Below are 19,831 nucleotides of genomic sequence, written 5' to 3' on the forward strand. Positions count from 1 at the left end.
TTTTGAGCGATTTTAAGACTCTACAACCTCTCTCGAATCAACTTCTGCGCAAGAGCCGGATTAGCTTTTCCTTGAGATTTTTTCATGATTTGACCAACAAGGAAGCCGATCGCTTTATCGTTGCCCGCGCGAATGTCTTTGACCGCTTTCTGTGAAGCCGGATCAGCGAGGACTTCATCGACGATTTTGGCGATTGCGCCCTCGTCAGAAACTTGAATCAAATTCTTCTCCTTGGCGATATCTTCTGGCATTTTACCCAAGTTTTCATTTTCGAAAAGCGCCATAAAAATCTCTTTCATCGCGTTAGAAGAAATCTTGCCCGCGCGTGACAATTCCGCCAATTGCGAAAGTCGCTTTGGACCCACGTAGCCCTGATAAACCTTGTCGAGATCAATTTCTTCAATCGGAGTCGAAGCAAAAAGGTTGAAGATTTTCTTCATATTTTCATGGTGATTTTCGAGCGAATAATCTTTGATTTCGTAAGATTTAATGATTTCTTCTTGCGAACTCGCCCAGCCCTTGCCCCAAGTGGCAAGCATCAACTCTGCTAGACGATAATCGGACAAAATATAATCAATCACCGATTTGTCAAGATTAAACTCCGAGAAGTATTCCCTGAATTCATCCGGCATTTTAGGGAAGGTAAGTTGCATTTTGGCGATTTCTTCATCAGTCAAAATAATCGGCGGAATATCCGGATCGGGCATATAGCGATAATCCTGCGCCTCTTCCTTGCTACGCTGAGAAACCGTTTTTTGCTCGTCGTCCAGCCAGCCACGCGTTTCTTGCTTGATTTTTTCTCCCTTTTCAAGAAGTTTGACTTGGCGCTCGAATTCATATTGCGCCGCTCGCTCAACACTTCGGAAACTGTTGAGATTCTTGATTTCTGTGCGTGTGCCGAGTTTTTCTTCGCCCAATTTTCGAGCAGAAATATTAACGTCGAAACGCATATTGCCCTGATAAAGATCGCCGTCGGTGACTTCGGCAAAGACCATTCGTTTGTGAAGTTCTTCAGCATAAGCGCGCGCTTGCTCGGCGGAATGAATATCCGGCATTGAGACAATTTCGATCAGCGGCGTACCGGCGCGGTTGAGGTCAACCAGTGAATAATCGCCGTGGTGCGTGAGTTTTCCGGCATCTTCTTCAAGATGAGCGTGCTCAATCCTAACATCAAAAGTCTCCCCATTCGGCAAAACCGGTGTTATTTTTCCTTCACCGATAATTGGCTGATACAACTGTGAAGTCTGATAACCCTTTGGCAAATCTGGGTAAAAATAGTGCTTTCGATCAAATCGGCTAACGTTCGAAATTTTGGCATTCAAAGCCTTGCCAGCTCGAACCGCAAGTCTAACCGCCTCTTTGTTCAAAACTGGCAACATTCCTGGCAAGCCAAAATCAATTGGCGAAGTCGCCTCATTGGGCGTCTTCTCTCTCGCATCATTATCACTTCCAGAAAATAATTTAGTCTTGGTTTTTAACTGAACGTGGCATTCGATGCCGATAGTTATTTCGTAGTTTTTCAAAATTTCTTCCATTAAATCGCTCCTAAATCCTTCAATGCTTGCTTAAAACTCGCCAGTGCGCGACGCGTTTGATCGTAGTTGATCTCCGCATCAGCCTCGTGCGCGATAACGTTGCGCAGTTTGTGTGCATGCCACAAAGAGTTGGGCGAAGAAAATTTCTCGCGGGCAGATTTCAAGCGCTCCGCCATTGTTTGACCGTCAAAATTCAACTCCCTAAGCGTCGTATCAACCAATTTATCCGCATTAATTATCGCCAAATGCCAACTCGCGGCGTTATCTTTTTGGATCGAATTTTCAATCTTAAGCCAATTGGTCTGGTATTTTTCTTTATTTAAGCGAATCGTCTCTGGCTTGGTGATATTTAGCACAAAGAAAAGCAGCGCCCCACAGATCAAAATCGCAACACCAAGCAATAAAACATCCATTATTTTTCCTCCAAACTATCAGCCAAAGCCAAAATTGAAGCATCTGATTTCATTTTACCAATAATCTGGACACCAACTGGCAAGCCGTCAGAAGTTTTGCCCGCCGGCACACTCACCGCAGGCAAGCCCGCCATCGACGCTGGCACACTCATAATATCCGCCAGATACATTTTGAGCGGATCGTGCGCGTTTTCGCCAATTTTGAAGGCAGGCGTTGGCGCGACCGGACTAATCAAAAAGTCATAATTTTCAAAAAGTTTGTTAAATTCTTGAATGAGGAGAGTGCGCGCTTTTTGCGCTTTAAGATAATATGCGTCATAAAATCCGCTCGAAAGAACATAACTCCCTATCATAATTCGGCGTTTGTTTTCTGCTTCAAAGCCCTCATCACGAGAAAGACCATAAACTTCGTCCAAAGATTTGGCGGTTTTTGAGCGAAGTCCATAACGCACGCCATCATATCGCGCCAAGTTAGAAGAAACTTCCGCCGGAATAACGATGTAATAAATTGCCAATGCATATTTGCTCATCGGCAAACTTACTTCTTCAACCGTATGACCAGCGCTTCGAAGCCTTTCGATGTAATCTTCTGTCAATTTTCGAACTTCCTCATCGACACCTTCGCCCATAAATTCTTTAACGACACCAATTTTGGCATTCTTTGGCGCTTGAGCAGTCTGCCAAAAATCCGGCAAAGTCATCATATCTTTCTGGTCAAGACCACTCATAATTTCCATCACAAGATCAGCCTCTTTAGCGGTCTTAGTAAATACACCAATCGTATCGGTTGAAGATGCCATCGCCACCACGCCAAATCGTGATACCGTACCATAAGTCGGCTTAACACCATAAACACCGTTGAAACTTGCCGGCTGCCGAATCGACCCACCAGTGTCCGTACCAAGCGTAAAAGGCACAATATCAAGCGCCGCCGCAACAGCAGAACCACCAGATGAGCCGCCCGCAACGCGAGTTTGGTCGAGCGCATTTTTAGTCACACCAAAAGCAGAGTTTTCTGTTGAGCCACCGTGAGCAAAAGCGTCCAAATTAGCCTTACCGATACAAATAGCACCTTCCGCCTCCAATTTCTCCATCGCCGTGGCTTGAATTGGCGTTTCGAAGTCGCCCAACATTTTGCTCGAGGCAGTCGAAGGCGCGCCAAATGCCAAGAAGTTATCTTTAGCGATAAACGGAACGCCCGCAAGTCGTCCAATTGTTTCGCCAGCGGAAATTTTAGCGTCAATTTCATCCGCCCTTTTAAGCGCGCGCTCTTCTGTTAAACTCGTGAGTGCGTTAAAGTCAGCCAAAGTTTTAGCCTTTTCGAGTGCCTTTTCAACTTCTTTTCGAGCGGAAGTTTTACCACTCAAAATCATCTCTCTAATTTCAAAAATATTCGTCATAATTCTCCTACAACACCTTTGGAACTTTAATTTGATCGCTCGCAACATTCTCGCCAGAGAGCGCCAAAAGTTCTTGCTTTTCAACGCCGTAATTGTCGATTTCGTCATTGCGCCAAATGTTTTGATTTTCCGAGACTTGATAAGTTGGCTCAACATTCTCGGTGTCGAGTTTGTCAAGTTGCTTGATGTAATTTACGATATTTTCAAGATCGCCGCGGAGATTGGAAATTTCTTCTTCGCTCAAAGAAATATTCGAAAGCCGCGCCAAATGCTTAACTTCTTCTGTGGTGATATTCATATCTTAAATTATACCAAAATTCGGAAGAAAAATAAAGAAAAACGACCAGTTTTATCTGATCGCTTCTCTTTGGTACACGAGAAAGGACTTGAACCTTCACGCCAATTGGCACTAGTTCCTAAGACTAGCGTGTCTACCAATTCCACCACTCGTGCTTAACTTCTCTAGTTTATCAAATTTTTTAAAAGAAGTCAAGATTTTTATGAATTCTATTTCAAAGATAAATCACCCTTGATCGAATACTGACTAATTCGCCCAACCTCTTCAAGGACGCGATTTTTCGAAATTTCACCATTCCACCAATCTTCTGGTCGAATATTTCGCTCGTCAATAGTCGGAAGAAAATAGTAGTTGATATTTTCTGGCAAGAAATTTTTAGCAGTCATCAAAGATCGGCGCGTATGAAAATTCAGGCACACAATCATAACATTTTGTAAATTCGAAAAATCTTTATTTTCGGCAAAAATTTTGGCGACATTTTCAAAATTCTCTTTTGTATTTGTCGAATTAGGTTCTAAAATCATCGCTTCACGCGGAACCCCAAGTTCCAGACCACGCTCAAAAAACCTCAAAGCTTCTGGCTTTTTATCTGAATTTTTGCTATGCCCAGACAGGATTATCTTTTTAATCTTGTCAGATTTCCAGACTTCGAAAACATCGACCATTGTTTCGACATGATCATTTCCAAGAACAATCATCGCATCGATATTGGGCAGATCTTCTCGCTTAGTTTCTGGGATGAAAATAAAATTCGTGATAGATTCAATCGTGTTCATATGTAAAATTTTACATCTTTTCGAGGCTTATTTCAACATCTTCTTTCGAATTTCAGCAATCTGATCGCGAAGATCTGCCGCCAATTCAAATTCAAGGCTTGCCGAAGCCGCATTCATCTGCGAGGTCAAATCCACCACTAAATTCTGCCACTCATCGCGCGGAATACGCTTAAGATCGAGTTTCCGCTTCTTGTCTTTAGCCGGCAGAATCGCTCGCAATCCCTCTTTGATTTCACTGGCGACACTTCGAGGCGTGATGCCATTTTCTTGATTATATTTTTGCTGAATCTCGCGACGCCGAGAAGTTTCGTCCAAAGCCGCCCGCATTGAACGCGTGATTTTGTCGGCATACATCAAAACTTTTCCCTCCTCGTGGCGCGCCGCACGACCGATTGTCTGGATTAGCGCACTTTCACTTCGCAAAAATCCTTCTTTATCCGCATCAATAATCGCCACCAAAGACACTTCAGGCAAATCCAAGCCCTCTCGAAGAAGATTGATGCCGACCAACACATCGTAAGTTCCATTTCGAAGGTCGCGCAAAATATCACCCCGCTCCAAAGTATCAATTTCACTATGAATATATGCCGTTTTAACGCCGTTTTCTTCCAAAAATCCGCTCAAATCCTCAGCCATCCTTTTGGTCAAAGTAGTCACCAAAACACGCTGGTTTTTAGCCACTCTTTGACGAATTTCCTCCATCAAATCATCAATCTGACCCTCAATCGGTCGCACCTCAATCACAGGATCGAGCAGTCCAGTTGGGCGAATTACCTGCTGAGCGGGCGCCGGCGAATGTTCAATTTCGAAATCGCCCGGCGTCGCCGAAACATAAATCGCTTGATTTATATGACCATAAAATTCATCAAAAGTCAAAGGTCGGTTATCAAGCGCTGACGGCAGACGAAAACCGTTATCAACCAGCACAGTTTTCCGCGAGCGATCACCTCTAAACATCCCACGAACCTGCGGTAAGGTCATGTGACTCTCATCAACAAGAAGTAAAAAATCATCCGGAAAATAATCCAGAAGCGTCGCCGGCTGCTCGCCCACATTGCGCTCAGTCAGATAGCGCGTGTAATTTTCAATACCTTTAACAAAACCAGTCTCACGGAGCATTTCAAGGTCATATTTGGTGCGCTGAGCAAGACGCTGGGCTTCGAGAAATTTCTCATTTTTTTCGAAATACTCGTGGCGCGCGTAAAACTCTTCTTCAATCTGCGGAATAGCACGCTCAATAATTTCTCGCGGTGTTGCGTAGTGAGAATTAGGAAAAATATCAAAATGCGCCGGCTTTTCTAAAATTTCGCCAGTCAAAGGATTGATCAAAACAAGCCGATCGATCACATCGCCAAAAAACTCAATCCGCACAGCCAAGTCAGAACTCGCCGTCATCACATCAACCGTGTCACCTCGCACACGAAAAGTCCCGCGCGCAAAATCCACATCATTTCGATCATATTGAATATCTTTAAGATGTCTAAGCAACTTTTCTTGCTTATAACGATCGCCAACTTTAAGATGAAGCGCCATTTCCTGATAACTCGCAGGGCTACCGATGCCATAAATACAACTCACGCTCGAAACAATAATCGTGTCGCGCCGAGTCAGGAGCGCCTCGGTGGCGGCGTGACGGAGACGCTCGATTTCTTCATTTATGCGCGAGTCCTTTTCGATATAAGTATCTGTGCTGGCGATATATGCTTCAGGCTGATAATAATCAAAATACGAGACAAAGTAGTGAACCTCATTTTCAGGGAAGAACTCCTTAAATTCAGAATAAAGTTGCGCCGCGAGCGTTTTGTTGTGAGCGAGAATCAGCGTCGGTTTTTGGGTTTTTTCGATGATATTCGCCATCGTAAAAGTCTTACCAGAGCCAGTCACGCCAAGGAGAGTCTGCTCTCGTTCGCCCCTCTCAAGACCAGCAACAAGTTGAGCGATCGCTGTAGGCTGATCACCGGTTGGCCTATATTTTGACCTTAACTTAAACTTCCGCTTGGCTATCATTATTTTATTTTACAATATTTTGCGTAAAAAATCAAAACCGCGTTTAAAATATATAACAATAAAATTATTAACGCGGGCGGGATTTGGCGATTTGGCGAGCCATATCTGTAATTTGTTGAAGTTTTTCGAAGTCGTCTCGAAATTCCGGCAGAACTTCAAGCAAGCTCTCACCCTTATTTTTACACGCTTCTCGCAAGAAAAATTCGGTAATCGCAGGATTTTTGGGCAAAATTGATCCGTGAAGATATGTTCCGATCACATTTTTATAACGCGCGCCCTCGGTATGGTTCTCGGGATTGTTGCCATCTCCGCTCGAAACTCGAGCAAGAACTTCAGTGTTTTTCGAAATGAAAGTCTGTCCGCTGTGGTTTTCATAGCCGATAATTTCGCCAAACTCGGCAGAATCTTCAACAATATTACCAATCATTCTAGTTTCACCAGCAACGGTTTTCACACCTTGAAAAAGGCAAATTCCGCTGATTTTTTCGCCCATAGAAGTCTCAAAATACTCGCCAAAAAGTTGATAAAGCCCACAAATCATCAACATCGGAACACCCTTCTTCGCCAAATCTCGCAAGATTGGCGCAATCTTAAGAAGGTCGTCCTGAATTTTGCCCTGCCCGCTATCCTGACCGCCACCGCCAATCACAATATCCGCATCCAGTGGAAATTCATCACCCTCGTTATACTGGACAATCTCAGGCTTAATTCCGCGCATTTCAGCCTGTTTTTTTAGCGCCAAGATATTGCCATAATCACCGTAAATGTTCATATTCTTGGCATAGAGCCACACAATTTTTAACTTCATAAAATTTTCTCCACCTCTGTTAATTTAGAAATTTCTTTGCGAATCTCAAGCATTGCCGTATAGGTGGCAAAAATCTTTTTCTTATCGCCATCTTGACTCAAAAACTCTTCTACCGCTGAGCGGATATCCGTATTTATATCAGTATTTTCGAATGGAATTTCATCATGAAACAATCTCAGCGCCATATCATAAGCGCGAATTCCTGAGATTTTAGCAACAGAGCCGTCAAGCATTTTGGAAAATTCGACATCCCACAGCCAACTCATATCTCGCCCATCAGCATAGTTGTCGTTAATCGCAATCATAATTTGCGCATTTGTCAAATCGGCACTTTTCAGATTGGAGCGAAAGCCAGCAGGATTTTTTACCAACATAATTTCAACTTCTTTTTCGCCAATCTTAATAATCTCGCCACGACCAAACGCAGGCTTAATCTCTGAAATAGTCTCTTCAAGATCCTCCTCAAGAATTTTTATTTTTTCCGATTTCAGAATTTCTCTCACCAGACCATAGGCAGCGGTCAGATTGAGAATATTGTGGATTCCACTAATCTGTAAATTGAAGTTCTTGCGAGTTTCTTGGTGAATTATTTGCGCTGATGTTTTGGAAAAATCTTCAAGCAAATAGTCGATATCCTGCGGATGTTTTGAACGCAAGTCTGAAGAATTATCGCCATGAATCTCTTCATCATTCGGGAAGAATTCCGCCAACTTCTCGCTGGCGCCAAACTTCACAACCTTTACAAAGCCCTTCGAAAAATCTTTTCGAGAAAGAAGATTGTCGCCGCCGTTCAAGAAAACTAAATTGCGAGTATTTTCACCAATCTTTTGAAGAAGGCCGGCCGTGAAATCGATCTCGCCAAAGCGGTCAAGTTGGTCGCGCATCACATTGAGCAGGAGTGAATATCGCGGGTGGATTTGCTCCACAAAGTGAACTGCGTGCGCCTCGTCCAGTTCAAGAACGGCGATGTCCGCAGGCAAAATCCCGCGCAAGTTAACACTTTCTAATGCGGCGGCGGCCACACCGCGGACAAAATTGGAACCAGTCTTATTGGTAAAAACTCGCAAATTCTGGCTTTCGAGAAGTTCAACTACCATCTTGGTGGTGGTAGTTTTTCCATTAGTTCCAGAAATCACAACCACGCCGTATGGCAGACTTTCAAGAGTCCGAGCAAGAAATTTAGGGTTGAATCTCTCCATAAAAAGCCCCGGCAGGGCAGATCCACCTCCACGAAGTCGGGCGATTTTTTGAATGATTTTTCCTAAAAATATTGATAATTTCATAATTTTATTTCCTTATTTCTTTTGCTTAGTGATATTGGCGGATTTTCCATAAAAAATTTCTACTATTTTATGATCTTCGCCGTTTTTCAATTTACCAATTGCTAGTTCTCGCCAATCCTGGCGTAAATTTTCTTCACCAATTTTTGAAAAGTCAGAATTGGAGACCCCAACGATTGGGATTTTCAATGCGTCAGCCAAGGTGTTAGCAACAGTAACACCAATCCTTAGACCGGTGAAACTTCCCGGCCCTGCAAAGGTGCCAATCGCGGTTAGGTCACGCCAAGTAAGATTATTTTGTGTCAAAAAATTCGATATTTCGGCCAAAATTTGCTCGCTCATCTGCCTTCCAAGCGCAATTTCAGCGCTGTGTTTTTCCGTTTCGCCGTCAAAAATCCACATTCGTAAAAACTCAGTTGAAGTCTCGATCAAAAAAATCATAATTCAACTCCTTCAATTTTTACTTTTCGAAAATCTTCGGGAGTTTTAGAGATTTCGATCTTTATTCGATTTTCTGGTAAAATTTCTGACACACTCTCTGCCCATTCTACTACTGTTATATTGTAAGGGTTTTCAAGTGCATCGGCAATTTCAAGCGAGAGAATACCCGCATCAGCCAAACGATAAAAATCGTAGTGCGAAAGCGTAAAATCACGACCATCATATACTCGCGAAATAGTAAAACTTGGACTAGAAACCGTTTCAGACACGCCAAGACCCAACGCCAAACCTTTAGTGAAGGTAGTTTTTCCAGCGCCTACATCGCCGATCAATTCAATAACCTCGCCGCCTTCAAGACACTTGGCAATCTCCTGGCCAAAGAGTTTCATTTCAGACTCGGATTTTATGATTTTTTCTAGCATCTTCAATTATTTTACCAAATTACGCATAAAATCTCCACTATTCAGCCGGATTTTCTAGCATAATTTTAGTTTTACGAGTTGATTTTTCTAAAAATAGAACAAACAAAGCCAAAACGACATAAAAAATCAAGGGAACAAAATCGGGCATTTTTATTTCCATTTGAGCACCAGGAATTCCAGCAAAAAAGTCAATTATATCAATCGAAATCTTCAAAATCATCTCAGATACCCATCCAAAAACCTGCGCCAAAGGTGTAAATACTTGCGCAAAAAATCCCGTTAAAAATACCATTAACATTGCCGGCGGAACCAGCGGTAGGACAAAAAAGTTAGACAACATAGACACAGTAGAAAATACCCCAAAAGCAGAAACTATAAGTGGTAGTGTCAAGATTTGAGCAGAAAATGTCTCAAAGAATGTCGATATTAGAGCGGGTAATTTTTCAGGCTCGCGGAATAAGAACTCTTTCAGTTTTGGAGACAAAATCATCACTCCAAAGAATGACGCAAAAGATAATTGCCATCCAAGACCAAAAATATTTTCTGGACGGATAAACAGCGTCATTGTTGCAACAAAAATCAGTAAAAAGTAGGGATTTGTTCGCTTGCCAAAATACCAAAATATAGCAGAAAGTATAGCAACAATGCCGGCGCGCACCATACTTGGCGTAAAACCAACCACCAAGACAAACCCACCGACAAGCAAAATCATCAAGAGTAGCGTTAATTTTCTGGATATATTTTGAAAAATTCGTCGCGAAAAATTAGCCAATACCGTCAAATTATATCCGCTCGCCACTACAATATGAGTTAATGCCGTAATTTTTAGCGCCGTCTCAAGCGTTTCTGGTAAAGAATTTTTCTGCCCCAAAAGATAGCCGAGTCCTAAATCTACCTCAGGAGAAGAGATGAATTGCTTAATCCCTCCAGCAAAACTATCCCTGATGTCGCGCACCAAGTCTGTTCGCTTTTCCAACTTGACAAATTGCGCCCTAAATATCACACCTACAGTCCCTCGAGAGCCTTTAGATAATTTGCCGCGCAAGAAGACTCTATCACTACGACGCAGTTTTACCTTATTTTTCACGATAGCAAATAACCTACCGCCAGCATCCTTACCCCCAATTTTTTCTAAATTTACAGATATACGCTGCTCACCCTTCTCTGTAATATCTGGATCTTCGGCTAAAATGCCAGAAATAAAAACTTCTTGTTTTTCGAATTTAGAAACAAAATCAAAATTATCCCAAAATCCAGACATTCGCCAGAATGAGAATAGTATAGCAGACAAAGATACTATTATTAAGCAATATTTTCTTGAAATAGCAATAAAACAAATCAACAATACGCTCGCCAGAACGGGCCAAATTTGCCCATTAAGACCCTTAATCTCGAGCAATCCAGACGCTAAAAACCCCAAAAACCCCACAACAGAAAACGCAAAAGCGATATAATGCCGATGGATTTTTTGGAATAATCTCATATCTATATTTTACTTTTTATTTTCATAATTATCAAGATTTAGAACTTCTTCTTAGGGTGGCGGTCAACAGCCTCTTGGCCTTCAAGAAGAGCCTCTTGGCCCTTCTCAGTCAAAGAATAGCCACGAATTTCGAACAAACTTTCTAAATCTTTTTCCGAAAATTCAACTTCCATTAAATCAAGAAGACCATTTCGCCCCTCCTTTGAAAGACCAGAAATATTTCGATGGTCGCGCAAAGCTCGACGCATAAAATCAACTGTCGCAAATTCTTCGAGCGAATCATAAACATCATCAACGCCAACAAATCCATCTTCAACCATCCTATTCAGACTCACAGGTGCGTCAATTCCGTAAGTCTGGCTAAAATATTTTGGAAAATGCGATCTATTATTGAAAGTTCCAAAATTTATACGCCAAAGTAAAATTATCTCACCCGGTAAAAGCCCGCTTGAAAATTTAATAAGATTTCTTGCTGGAATTTTATTACTCATATCCTAAATTATATAATATTTTAATAAAAAATCAACCCTGTATTTTCTCAGGGTTGAAAAATTTTAACCGTTGCCAGAACGCTTAATCGATAAATGCTCGTCATTGCGAGGCGGATTGAAATCTTTATTCTTCTCATCTAATGCAGCAATGACTTTTTTCACTAAACGCTCAGGATCCGTATCGTAAATTATCTCCTTGGTGCCAGGACTCTCGATGTTTTCGAGCAAAGTTGGCACATAATCTGCCAAAGCGCGGCTGCCAAGCAGAACACCACAGACTTTTTTAGACTCAAGCGCTGTAGCAAGTTCATGTAGCGAGCCCATTCGCCCACCAACAGTAATCACCGCATCACTAGAAAGCACTAAATGTGTATCACGCCCAACATAACTCATACCCGTAAAATTGATATAATCAAAAGGTACAAACGGCAATTTATAGGTGTTTACATGCTGACGAAAACTCGAAGCAGGCGAAAATCCAACACTTAAGCCAGTACGACCTTTGACACTAACTGCACCGAGTGCAGCAAAATGTGGCAATCCAACCGTCGCACCAGTAGTCAAAATTTTACCTTGTCGAACAATCTCCGCGCCAAGCCGAAACGCTAAATTTTTAGAAGCAGCCACACTTTCTCCGCTCGCCGCTCCAGAAACACAAATTTGATATCTCATTTTTTCTCCTTAAATAATATTTTATTAACTTTGTCAAATGTAAGGTTTGGAATTTCTTTAGCAAATCTTTCACAAATCTCTTCTTGAAGCAATTTTTGAAATCCACTTAGACAATCCCTATCGTCGGATAACGACTTCTGTATGTCCTCTTTATTGGCTGAAACGATTCCATCTTTTACCACAACGGCCGAGCGAGAATATTTTTTCCAAAAATCGTCTTCCTTAGCCAAAACTTTTTCGCCAAGAAACTTATTCTTTAGAGCAGACACGGCCTCGTTTTTTAGTACATCCATATCTGAAAATCCTAAAATCCGCACAATTTCTGCCGAGTCCAAGTAAATCTTGCCCAATATTTTTGCCGAAACGCTTCTTCCGCTAGGGACTTTTTTCTCTAGATTCTCAATTTCGAAAATAAATTTCTTCCGATCAGAGCCACGCAAGCCCAATAGATCAGCCAGATTAAGCATAGTAAAAGTCCTTTTCTGCCATTGGCATAGAGTGAAGAGTTGTTGTTTCGCTCAAAATCCCTTTAATCGATCCAAAATATTGAATCACAGAACTCGCATTAGCACTGCCATAAATCACGCTCTGAGTCAAATCCGCACCGCGCGACCATTGGGCCAAAAACCCAGCACCAAATGCATCACCAGCCCCAGTTTTATCTCGCACCGGCGCATCTTCATACAGTCCGGCGCGCAAGATCTTCCGCCGATCAGTGGCCCAAATTCCATTTTCTGCATCTGTTAAAATTAAGATTTTTGCAAATCCTGCGCATCGCGTTAACAATTCTTCGGCCGTGTCTCCAATTACTAGGCTCGAAGCCTCGTTTTTGTTAAGTTGAAAAATATCAACCATTTCGGTCAGCGCGCGGACAACTTCTGGTTTTTCGAATTCTTTTTTACCAGGATTCCAGAAGATTTTGATATTTTTATCTTTAGCCTTTTGAAAAATTTTTTCAGCCAGATCAAGATGACCAGACAGATTGGAGACATAAATCCAGTCAAATTCTTCTTGAGAAAAATCCAAGTTGTCGCAATTCAACCGACCGGAAGCACCTCGATAGGCAAGCATTGCTCGCTCTTGACCATCTAATAAAAATGTGGTGTAATCTGTGTTATAAATTGGCGAAATCGCAACTCTAGAGGTATCAATATGCTCCGAATCAAGCGCCTTCAAGACATTTTGACCAGCAAAATCCTGTCCAATAGAGCACATTATCGAGGACTCTATGCCGTTTCGCGCAAAAGCAGTAGCCGTATTAACAGCACTTCCGCCAACTGAAAAATATACACGATTAAGGTCAATCTTGGAGCCCATTTTAAGAGCAGAAGCATCGGTCGACCCATCAATAGAGATTTTTTCACGAACATTAGAATTTCGCAAAAAAACATCTTGCGTTGCTGATCCAACTGATAAAATCTTAACTGCCCCACCCGATTGAGCCATTAAATTGCGCCCTTTCGAGTAATTTCATTAGCCATTGTGTGATAAACTTGCTCAGGCTCAGCCGCACCTGCGATCGCCGAGCCGACATTAACCACATCAACGCCTCCTTGAGTTAGTGCAAAAACATTAGCAAGATTGGCGCCGCCGTCCCAACCAATTTCGACATTTTGGTTGATCGCTTTTACGAGACGGATTTTTTCAAGTTGCATCATGCTAGCCTTGCCGCCCATCTGTCCCAAATTTCCAGAGAAAATTAACACATGCTCAGCAGCATTAATTGCGTCAGCCACTGTTTCAGGAACAGTTGATCGAAGTAGTGCAACCGCAGGCTTGATCAGAGTCTCTTTCTTTAACTTTTCAAAAATTGGCACGAGGTCTTCTTCTGTCTCTGAGTGAAAAATCACCATGTTGGGCTTCATTTTTATGACCTGATCGATATATTCGCTCGGATTAGAGACCATTAAATGTAGATCCACCTTCCAATGCTCGGGCCACCAAATTTGGCCAAGCCCAACCGTCTGATTTTGCGCAAAAACACCGTCAGTAATATCAATCTGAACTCGCTCAGCAAAAGGCTGAAGCCGACCAACCTGATAGTTGTAATCATCTAAATCTGTTGCTAAAATTGTTGGACAAATCACCGACATCTAAACCTCATCAATCTGTTTATTTCTTCTATTAAATCTTGGGGCGTTAGCGTAAGGCGTTTCGAGCCAAGTATCAAGCGTGTCGTGAAGTTCATTCTCAGCCGTCTCTTGATCGAAAATCCGCGCAGGAAGACAAAGCACATTACTGTCATTATCATTGCGTGTCCATTTGGCTTCCTCCGCATCCCACACAACAGAGGCGCGAATGCCCTTATACCGATTGGCGGCCATTCCCATTCCTTGAGCGCCGCCACATATTAAAATTGCCCGCGGGTCCGCATCTTCGCTTGAATAAATTTTCGCCACAGCCTGTTTAGCAAAAACCGGAAAGTCATCGTCTGGATCATAGTCCGATCCGCCGATTTTTTCAACGTCATAGCCTCGCGACTTCAGATAATCATAAACCTTATCTTTAAGATAAAATCCCCTGTGATCCGCTCCAAGATAAATCTTCATTTTCAAATTCCTTAAATATTTGCCGCAATGTCAGCAGTTAATTCAACTAGACGGTTGGAGTAGCCCCACTCATTGTCATACCAAGCTACAACTTTAATCAAATTACCCGCTACGACATTTGTAAGAGCCAAGTCGATAATTGTAGAATGTGAATTTCCTTTGAAATCACTCGAAACAAGAGGATCTTCACTTACGGCTAAAATTCCTTGATAGAATGGCATCTTGGAAGCCCTTCTAAATACTTCGTTAATCTCTTCTTTTGTTACATCTCGCTTCAATACTGCTGTAATATCACTAAGCGAAACAGTCGGAGTTGGAACCCTAACACTCAAACCGTCAAATTTACCTTCTAAAGCTGGAATAACTTTACCCGTAGCAATCGCCGCCCCAGTAGTTGTAGGGACGATATTCTCGGCGGCGCCTCGCGCTTCCCGAAGATCCTTCGAAGGAGCATCAACCAAACGCTGACTTGCAGTGTAAGAATGAATTGTTGTCATCATTGATTTTTCAATACCAAATTCTCGATCAAGAATTGACATTACAGGGGCGACACTGTTGGTTGTACAGCTTGCATTAGAAACAATATCGTCTTCGCGAGTTAGAGTATCCTCATTAACGCCAAGAACAACCATCTTTGCATTCTCGCCCTTGGATGGAGCAGAAATCACGACTTTTTTGGCGCCAGCAGTGATATGTGCGCGAGCCTTCTCTACTTCAGTAAACAAGCCTGTAGATTCAACTACAACATCAATCTTCATCTCAGCCCAAGGCAAATTAGCTGGATCTTTTTCAGCTAAAATCCTAATCTCTTTACCATTTACAATTAAAGAGTTATCAGTCGAAGAAACTTCATGATGATAATTTCCGTAAACAGTATCGTGTTTTAATAAATACGCCAAAGTTTTGGTGTCAGTCAAATCGTTAATCGCCACAACCTCGACATCGTCTCTTTCGAAAAATAGTTTGAAGGCGTTTCGACCAATTCTACCAAAGCCATTAATTGCAATTTTTTTAGACATTTTGTCTCCTTTTAATTTCTAAAATTTTCATTCCTATTATATCATAAGCGTTTTGAAAAAGCAAAAAATCCGCCCATAATTTGAGCGGAAAATAGATTTATTTACCAAACTTATCTCGAAGTCGCTGAGCCTGCGCCGCAGCCGTATTGGAAATTCGCCCCAAAAGCCCCGCGTTTCGAAGTTGCGCACGCAATTTCACCCGCGCGTGTGAAGTTTTCACCAGATCAAGCCAATCGACTTTAGGCAAAGAAGTCTTGCGCGTGATGACTTCAACCACATCACCCTCTTCGAGCGGTTTATCGAAAGCGTGGATTTTTTCATTCACACGGAAGGCGTAAGCGTGCTTACCTACATCGCTATGGACCATATAGGCAAAATCTAAAGGCAACGCTCCCTCTGGCAAATTATAAATATCACCTTTTGGCGAATAAACAAAAATCCTATCACCAAAAATATCAATCTGAAGTTGCTCTGGGTCAATCTCCTCGCCATCTCGAAGTCTTTGCGCCACATCTTGGAGTTGAACAATCCATTGGAGCTCATTAGAAAGTCCGCCGTTGCCTTTGGTCTCTGGACGACCAGCCTGCGGAATCCGCTCGCGCGAAGTCGCCCCGCTCAGATACGCACCGCTCGACTTCTGCTCGTGATAATGAAAACTCGCCGCAAGACCGCGCTCGGCAAATTCGTGCATTTCTTCTGTCCTAATCTGAAATTCCGCAATCAACTTAGAAGGTGTAATAACAGTAGTATGAAGGCTCTGGTAGCCGTTAGGTTTGGGCATAGAGATATAATCTTTGATCCGCTCAATCATCGGCTTGTAGATCGAGTGTAAAATCCCCAGCACACGATAGCAATCATCCTTATTTTTGACGATAATTCTTAGAGCCATCAAGTCATAAACGCGATCAATATCACCTTTAGTCTTTTTTAATTTTTTATGAAGCGAATAAACGCTCTTCACTCGACCAGAAATTTCGAAGTCAATCCCAGCCTTTTTGAGTTCACTCTCAACCTCTTCTCGAACACGACCAAGTTTGCGAGTCGACTTACCGAGACGCTTGCGGATTTCGTTAGAAAGTCGCTTGTATTCACTTGGATTAAGATAAGAAAAGGCGGTTTCTTCCATAGTCATACGCACACGACCCATTCCAAGACGGTCGGCAATCCGCGCAAAAACATCCAGCGTTTCACGGGCGATTTTTTTCTGTTTCTCGGGCGACATATGTTCAAGCGTTTGGACATTATGAAGGCGATCGGCGAGTTTGATAATGACTACACGAACATCTTGGCCAACCGCAATCAAGAGTTTAGAAAGATTATCTTTAGTCTGCGGCAGGTAAGTTTCAAGATTATTCATACCACTGCGGGCTTTACCAACTTTAGTCACACCATCAACAAGAAATGCGATATCTTCACCAAAAGTCGCCTCAATCTCATCGAGCGGCGTCTCAGTATCTTCAACCACATCATGAAGCACGCCCGCAATAATCGTGTCTGCGTCCATCCCCCATTCAATCAAAATCCCCGCTACCTTCAACGGATGAGTGATATACGGCTCGCCAGACTTTCTGAGTTGACCCTCGTGCTTCTCACTCGCAAAATCAACCGCCGCTTCAAGACGCGCGACTTCTTCTTCTGTATAAAATTTATTCGCCAGTTTAATAAGTTCGCCTTTTTCCATTTATAAAGTATAGCAGAATTTCTCCACTTAGTAAAGCGCTTAGCCTTGATTTTTAACTTGAAATTTGCTAAAATTGTGTTGTTATAGCACTTTCAAAATTAGTTTTAGTTTTTATTGTGCTGACAAAAATCTTTTCAAGGAGGCTCTAAAAATGACAAAAAGAGCAATAAGAAAAATGAGTTCAAGTAAACTGGACAGAGCAAAACGCAAAATGCGCAAAGGCGCCAAGCACAACAATCCAATCCCGCTTCACATCGTAATCCCTCTCAGTAAGCAACCAGATTTTATTGACTTCGCAAAAAGTCTAACCGTGCCTGCTGAGTCTACAATTTTCACGCCCAATCAACCGCTTTTTAGTGAGTCTGAAATGCGCGAAATCCGCAAACTCTTCAAAGTTTATTCAGAAGAAGAATCAACCCTACAGAAAGGTCTCGATGTCGAAGTTGAGAATGCGGCCAAGTTTAGCAGTAAATACAAGCTTGTGCAGTATATGTTTGCAGCGACTTTTGTGGAGAAAAACGGCAAAAGGCTCTTTCTGGACGAAGAGCTACCCGATCTATTCCACAAAATGCTGACAGGTAAAAGAATCCGCAACAGCTTCACACTTGATCGTTGGGACGAGATACACAATCTCGCATGCGATATGTTTTACGACGATCCGCAGTATCTGGAACGGATAAAGCAGCACAAAGCAGAACACGCTGAGCAGCAATCTCAAAAAGACAACAAGCAAGAGTCGATTGAAGGTAATAAAACTTTCAAAAAGTTACAGAAGAAATTCGATACTCTTAATGCTAAATTTGAACAAGAACGCCGGGAATTTAAAGCAACGCTCCAACAGCAAGAAGATTCTTTTCATCAGAAAGAAGAAAAGTTGCTTGCGCAAATCGCCCAGCTAAACGCCACTATCGCGGAGCTTGAGGGAGACAAAATCATCGCACACAATGAGCGAGTTGATTTCAATAAGAGGATATCCGAGAAATCATCCGAAGCAGAATCTCTCAGGAAGCAACTAAAAGAAGCCCCGCAGGCCAAAATTAACATCTTTGACCACGAGGAATATAAAAAGCTCAATGAGATGTATAAAGATGTTTCCAGCAAAAATCTCACCCTCCAAGCGCAAGTTTCCGAATTGGAGGCCAAGATTAAGCAAATGGAGACTTCACCACAGATGATGTTCTATGATGCCATAGTCAGCGATGTGGCTAAGCGCATCAATATCAAGGCCACAGACGATATCGCCAACTTCAACCAGCGGATCACCAAGCTTGAAGACACCGTTAAAGGCCAGCAAAGCTTCATTTCTCGGGTGTCAGCCCCACAAATTGCCAAGCAAGAGGTCAGTGATGCCGCCATCAACAAGATGGACACACTTAAACAATCTCTTCTCGACAAAGGCTTTTCAGAAAGCGACATTCAGAAACTTCAATATTTTAAGGTGGCTTTCTTTGGTAATGAAAGTCTGGATAGAGGAGAATACTCTTCATTCTGGCAAATGCTTAACTCGCAATCGGAGTTTTTTAGCGTCAACGAATACGACGGCAATAACATAAGTCAGACTATCGAGTCGGGAAAATTCGACTTTGTATTGCTAAGCAGAAACCGCAGTCACAGCAAGCACAGCGCACAAATCAGCTCATTCGATAACCCTCGACTGATTGATTATACCAACTATTCCGTCAATAATCGCTACGACGCCGCCCGCATCATGCTTGATAGAAGCTAAAACCGACCCCTCGCCCCGCCATAAAAGCGGGGTCTTATATTGACTTAAAGTATTTTATATGTTATGATATGTAAATCGTCCTTTGAAAATTTGGCGAAATATATCAATAAAGGAGCGTTTTTAATGAGCGCAAAGAAACTTAACCGCAACACTCTTCCCACCACTCCTATCAGAATGTGCCCTACTGCCATTCTTGATAATATAACTCTTCAGCAAGGACTAAAAGAAACGGAGGCGCAACTCGCGGGACCGACTATAAAAGCGGTTGGGCTGGTTATAGAAAACCATTCCCTTCGGCAAAAACTTGCCCGCGCAGAGGCTGAAATAAAGCTTAGCTCCAACCCCATCTGGAAATTCCTTGACCAATCGGGGCTGGACGAGGCAGAAATTCTCCGCCTATCGTATGCGTTTTCACCCCAAGAGCTGGATGAGCTTAACGGCATTGTGCTCAAAATCTTCATCGAGCAAGGAGAAGATACAAAAGTGCTGGCTCGGCGTAAGAAGGCAGCCGCCAAACTCATCTCGGCGGCACAGACCAGCAACTGCAGCGTCAGTATCTTTGACAGTCAAGAATGCCTGAGCGCGTTACGCGTAGACGCAGTGTCGGATGAGTTTAGTCATACGATTTTCATCGGTAAAGCATCAACTATCGCTTCACTGATGGAAGAAGAAATTTTCTTCCGCGCCAAAAGGAAGCTACGCTTCATCCAAGGAGAAAAAATCAACGCAGTAAATCTCCTGCGCAAGCTAGCTGCTCGCTCCATTCGCCAAGCAAAACACGCCAGCCGCCAAGGCAAATAAAGGCCGAAGCACCTCCAAACTTCCCTCTA

Annotated in this window: 21 protein-coding genes and 1 tRNA gene; 2 read left to right on the top strand and 20 right to left on the bottom strand. The window is 42.6% G+C overall.

All coding sequences use genetic code 11. From position 1 onward, the window contains the following. Positions 1 to 20 precede the first annotated feature (20 nt). The 20 genes from gatB to Q4A21_02135 all read right to left on the bottom strand — a co-directional run bounded on the left by gatB (position 21) and on the right by Q4A21_02135 (position 17,275). Complete coding sequence (gene gatB / locus Q4A21_02040) at positions 21 to 1,535, bottom strand: Asp-tRNA(Asn)/Glu-tRNA(Gln) amidotransferase subunit GatB (GenBank protein ID MDO4902318.1); 1,515 nt, start codon at positions 1,533 to 1,535, stop codon at positions 21 to 23. Further along, entirely contained in the window at positions 1,535 to 1,948 is a 414-nt protein-coding gene (locus tag Q4A21_02045; protein ID MDO4902319.1) for a hypothetical protein, read from the bottom strand. Before Q4A21_02045 ends, gatB begins: the two co-directional genes overlap by 1 nt. Beyond that, positions 1,948 to 3,348 (bottom strand): Asp-tRNA(Asn)/Glu-tRNA(Gln) amidotransferase subunit GatA, encoded by a 1,401-nt coding sequence (gatA, locus tag Q4A21_02050; GenBank protein MDO4902320.1) that lies wholly within the window; start codon positions 3,346 to 3,348, stop codon positions 1,948 to 1,950. Before gatA ends, Q4A21_02045 begins: the two co-directional genes overlap by 1 nt. Positions 3,349 to 3,355: 7 nt before the next feature. After that, positions 3,356 to 3,646 carry an Asp-tRNA(Asn)/Glu-tRNA(Gln) amidotransferase subunit GatC gene (gatC, locus tag Q4A21_02055; protein ID MDO4902321.1) on the bottom strand — a complete coding sequence of 97 codons (291 nt, stop codon included), beginning with the start codon at positions 3,644 to 3,646 and terminating at the stop codon, positions 3,356 to 3,358. 70 nt (positions 3,647 to 3,716) lie between these two features. Next, positions 3,717 to 3,801: transfer RNA gene (locus Q4A21_02060), tRNA-Leu, on the bottom strand. A gap of 54 nt (positions 3,802 to 3,855) precedes the next feature. Further along, the gene (locus tag Q4A21_02065) at positions 3,856 to 4,422 is read right to left on the bottom strand and encodes a YdcF family protein (protein ID MDO4902322.1); all 567 of its coding nucleotides are present in this window, start codon (positions 4,420 to 4,422) and stop codon (positions 3,856 to 3,858) included. A gap of 27 nt (positions 4,423 to 4,449) precedes the next feature. Next, the gene (uvrB, locus tag Q4A21_02070) at positions 4,450 to 6,429 is read right to left on the bottom strand and encodes an excinuclease ABC subunit UvrB (GenBank protein ID MDO4902323.1); all 1,980 of its coding nucleotides are present in this window, start codon (positions 6,427 to 6,429) and stop codon (positions 4,450 to 4,452) included. Between the two features lie 67 nt (positions 6,430 to 6,496). Beyond that, positions 6,497 to 7,237, bottom strand: a complete 741-nt coding sequence (locus Q4A21_02075; protein MDO4902324.1) for a glutamine amidotransferase — start codon at positions 7,235 to 7,237, stop codon at positions 6,497 to 6,499. Then, complete coding sequence (locus tag Q4A21_02080) at positions 7,234 to 8,520, bottom strand: DUF1727 domain-containing protein (protein ID MDO4902325.1); 1,287 nt, start codon at positions 8,518 to 8,520, stop codon at positions 7,234 to 7,236. Before Q4A21_02080 ends, Q4A21_02075 begins: the two co-directional genes overlap by 4 nt. 12 nt (positions 8,521 to 8,532) lie before the next feature. After that, positions 8,533 to 8,958: a tRNA (adenosine(37)-N6)-threonylcarbamoyltransferase complex dimerization subunit type 1 TsaB gene (gene tsaB / locus Q4A21_02085; GenBank protein ID MDO4902326.1), complete on the bottom strand. Its 426-nt coding sequence runs from the start codon at positions 8,956 to 8,958 to the stop codon at positions 8,533 to 8,535. Next, positions 8,955 to 9,380 (bottom strand): tRNA (adenosine(37)-N6)-threonylcarbamoyltransferase complex ATPase subunit type 1 TsaE, encoded by a 426-nt coding sequence (gene tsaE, locus Q4A21_02090; protein MDO4902327.1) that lies wholly within the window; start codon positions 9,378 to 9,380, stop codon positions 8,955 to 8,957. The genes tsaB and tsaE overlap by 4 nt, the downstream gene beginning before the upstream one ends. Positions 9,381 to 9,417: 37 nt before the next feature. Continuing rightward, on the bottom strand, positions 9,418 to 10,863 hold the full coding sequence (locus tag Q4A21_02095; GenBank protein MDO4902328.1) for a ComEC/Rec2 family competence protein: 1,446 nt from the start codon (positions 10,861 to 10,863) through the stop codon (positions 9,418 to 9,420). A 38-nt stretch (positions 10,864 to 10,901) separates the two neighbouring features. Next, entirely contained in the window at positions 10,902 to 11,354 is a 453-nt protein-coding gene (locus tag Q4A21_02100; protein MDO4902329.1) for a hypothetical protein, read from the bottom strand. A 63-nt stretch (positions 11,355 to 11,417) separates the two neighbouring features. Next, positions 11,418 to 12,026: a hypothetical protein gene (locus tag Q4A21_02105; protein MDO4902330.1), complete on the bottom strand. Its 609-nt coding sequence runs from the start codon at positions 12,024 to 12,026 to the stop codon at positions 11,418 to 11,420. Beyond that, positions 12,023 to 12,493 (bottom strand): hypothetical protein, encoded by a 471-nt coding sequence (locus tag Q4A21_02110; protein ID MDO4902331.1) that lies wholly within the window; start codon positions 12,491 to 12,493, stop codon positions 12,023 to 12,025. Before Q4A21_02110 ends, Q4A21_02105 begins: the two co-directional genes overlap by 4 nt. Beyond that, on the bottom strand, positions 12,486 to 13,472 hold the full coding sequence (locus Q4A21_02115; protein MDO4902332.1) for a carbohydrate kinase family protein: 987 nt from the start codon (positions 13,470 to 13,472) through the stop codon (positions 12,486 to 12,488). The genes Q4A21_02110 and Q4A21_02115 overlap by 8 nt, the downstream gene beginning before the upstream one ends. Further along, positions 13,472 to 14,119 (bottom strand): hypothetical protein, encoded by a 648-nt coding sequence (locus tag Q4A21_02120; protein ID MDO4902333.1) that lies wholly within the window; start codon positions 14,117 to 14,119, stop codon positions 13,472 to 13,474. Before Q4A21_02120 ends, Q4A21_02115 begins: the two co-directional genes overlap by 1 nt. After that, the gene (locus Q4A21_02125) at positions 14,120 to 14,575 is read right to left on the bottom strand and encodes an RpiB/LacA/LacB family sugar-phosphate isomerase (protein MDO4902334.1); all 456 of its coding nucleotides are present in this window, start codon (positions 14,573 to 14,575) and stop codon (positions 14,120 to 14,122) included. It abuts the gene before it with no gap. A gap of 11 nt (positions 14,576 to 14,586) precedes the next feature. Further along, positions 14,587 to 15,594: a type I glyceraldehyde-3-phosphate dehydrogenase gene (gap, locus tag Q4A21_02130; GenBank protein ID MDO4902335.1), complete on the bottom strand. Its 1,008-nt coding sequence runs from the start codon at positions 15,592 to 15,594 to the stop codon at positions 14,587 to 14,589. Positions 15,595 to 15,691: 97 nt separating this feature from the next. Next, on the bottom strand, positions 15,692 to 17,275 hold the full coding sequence (locus tag Q4A21_02135; GenBank protein MDO4902336.1) for a RelA/SpoT family protein: 1,584 nt from the start codon (positions 17,273 to 17,275) through the stop codon (positions 15,692 to 15,694). Between the two features lie 151 nt (positions 17,276 to 17,426). Between Q4A21_02135 and Q4A21_02140 the strand changes: the two genes are divergently transcribed. Both Q4A21_02140 and Q4A21_02145 read left to right on the top strand, forming a co-directional pair. Further along, a complete protein-coding gene (locus Q4A21_02140) occupies positions 17,427 to 19,001 on the top strand; it encodes a hypothetical protein (GenBank protein ID MDO4902337.1) in 1,575 nt (524 codons plus the stop codon). A 123-nt stretch (positions 19,002 to 19,124) separates the two neighbouring features. Next, complete coding sequence (locus Q4A21_02145) at positions 19,125 to 19,802, top strand: hypothetical protein (protein ID MDO4902338.1); 678 nt, start codon at positions 19,125 to 19,127, stop codon at positions 19,800 to 19,802. Positions 19,803 to 19,831 lie beyond the last annotated feature (29 nt).

The organism is bacterium (genome assembly GCA_030530825.1).
Lineage (GTDB): Bacteria > Patescibacteriota > Saccharimonadia > Saccharimonadales > Saccharimonadaceae > Nanogingivalis.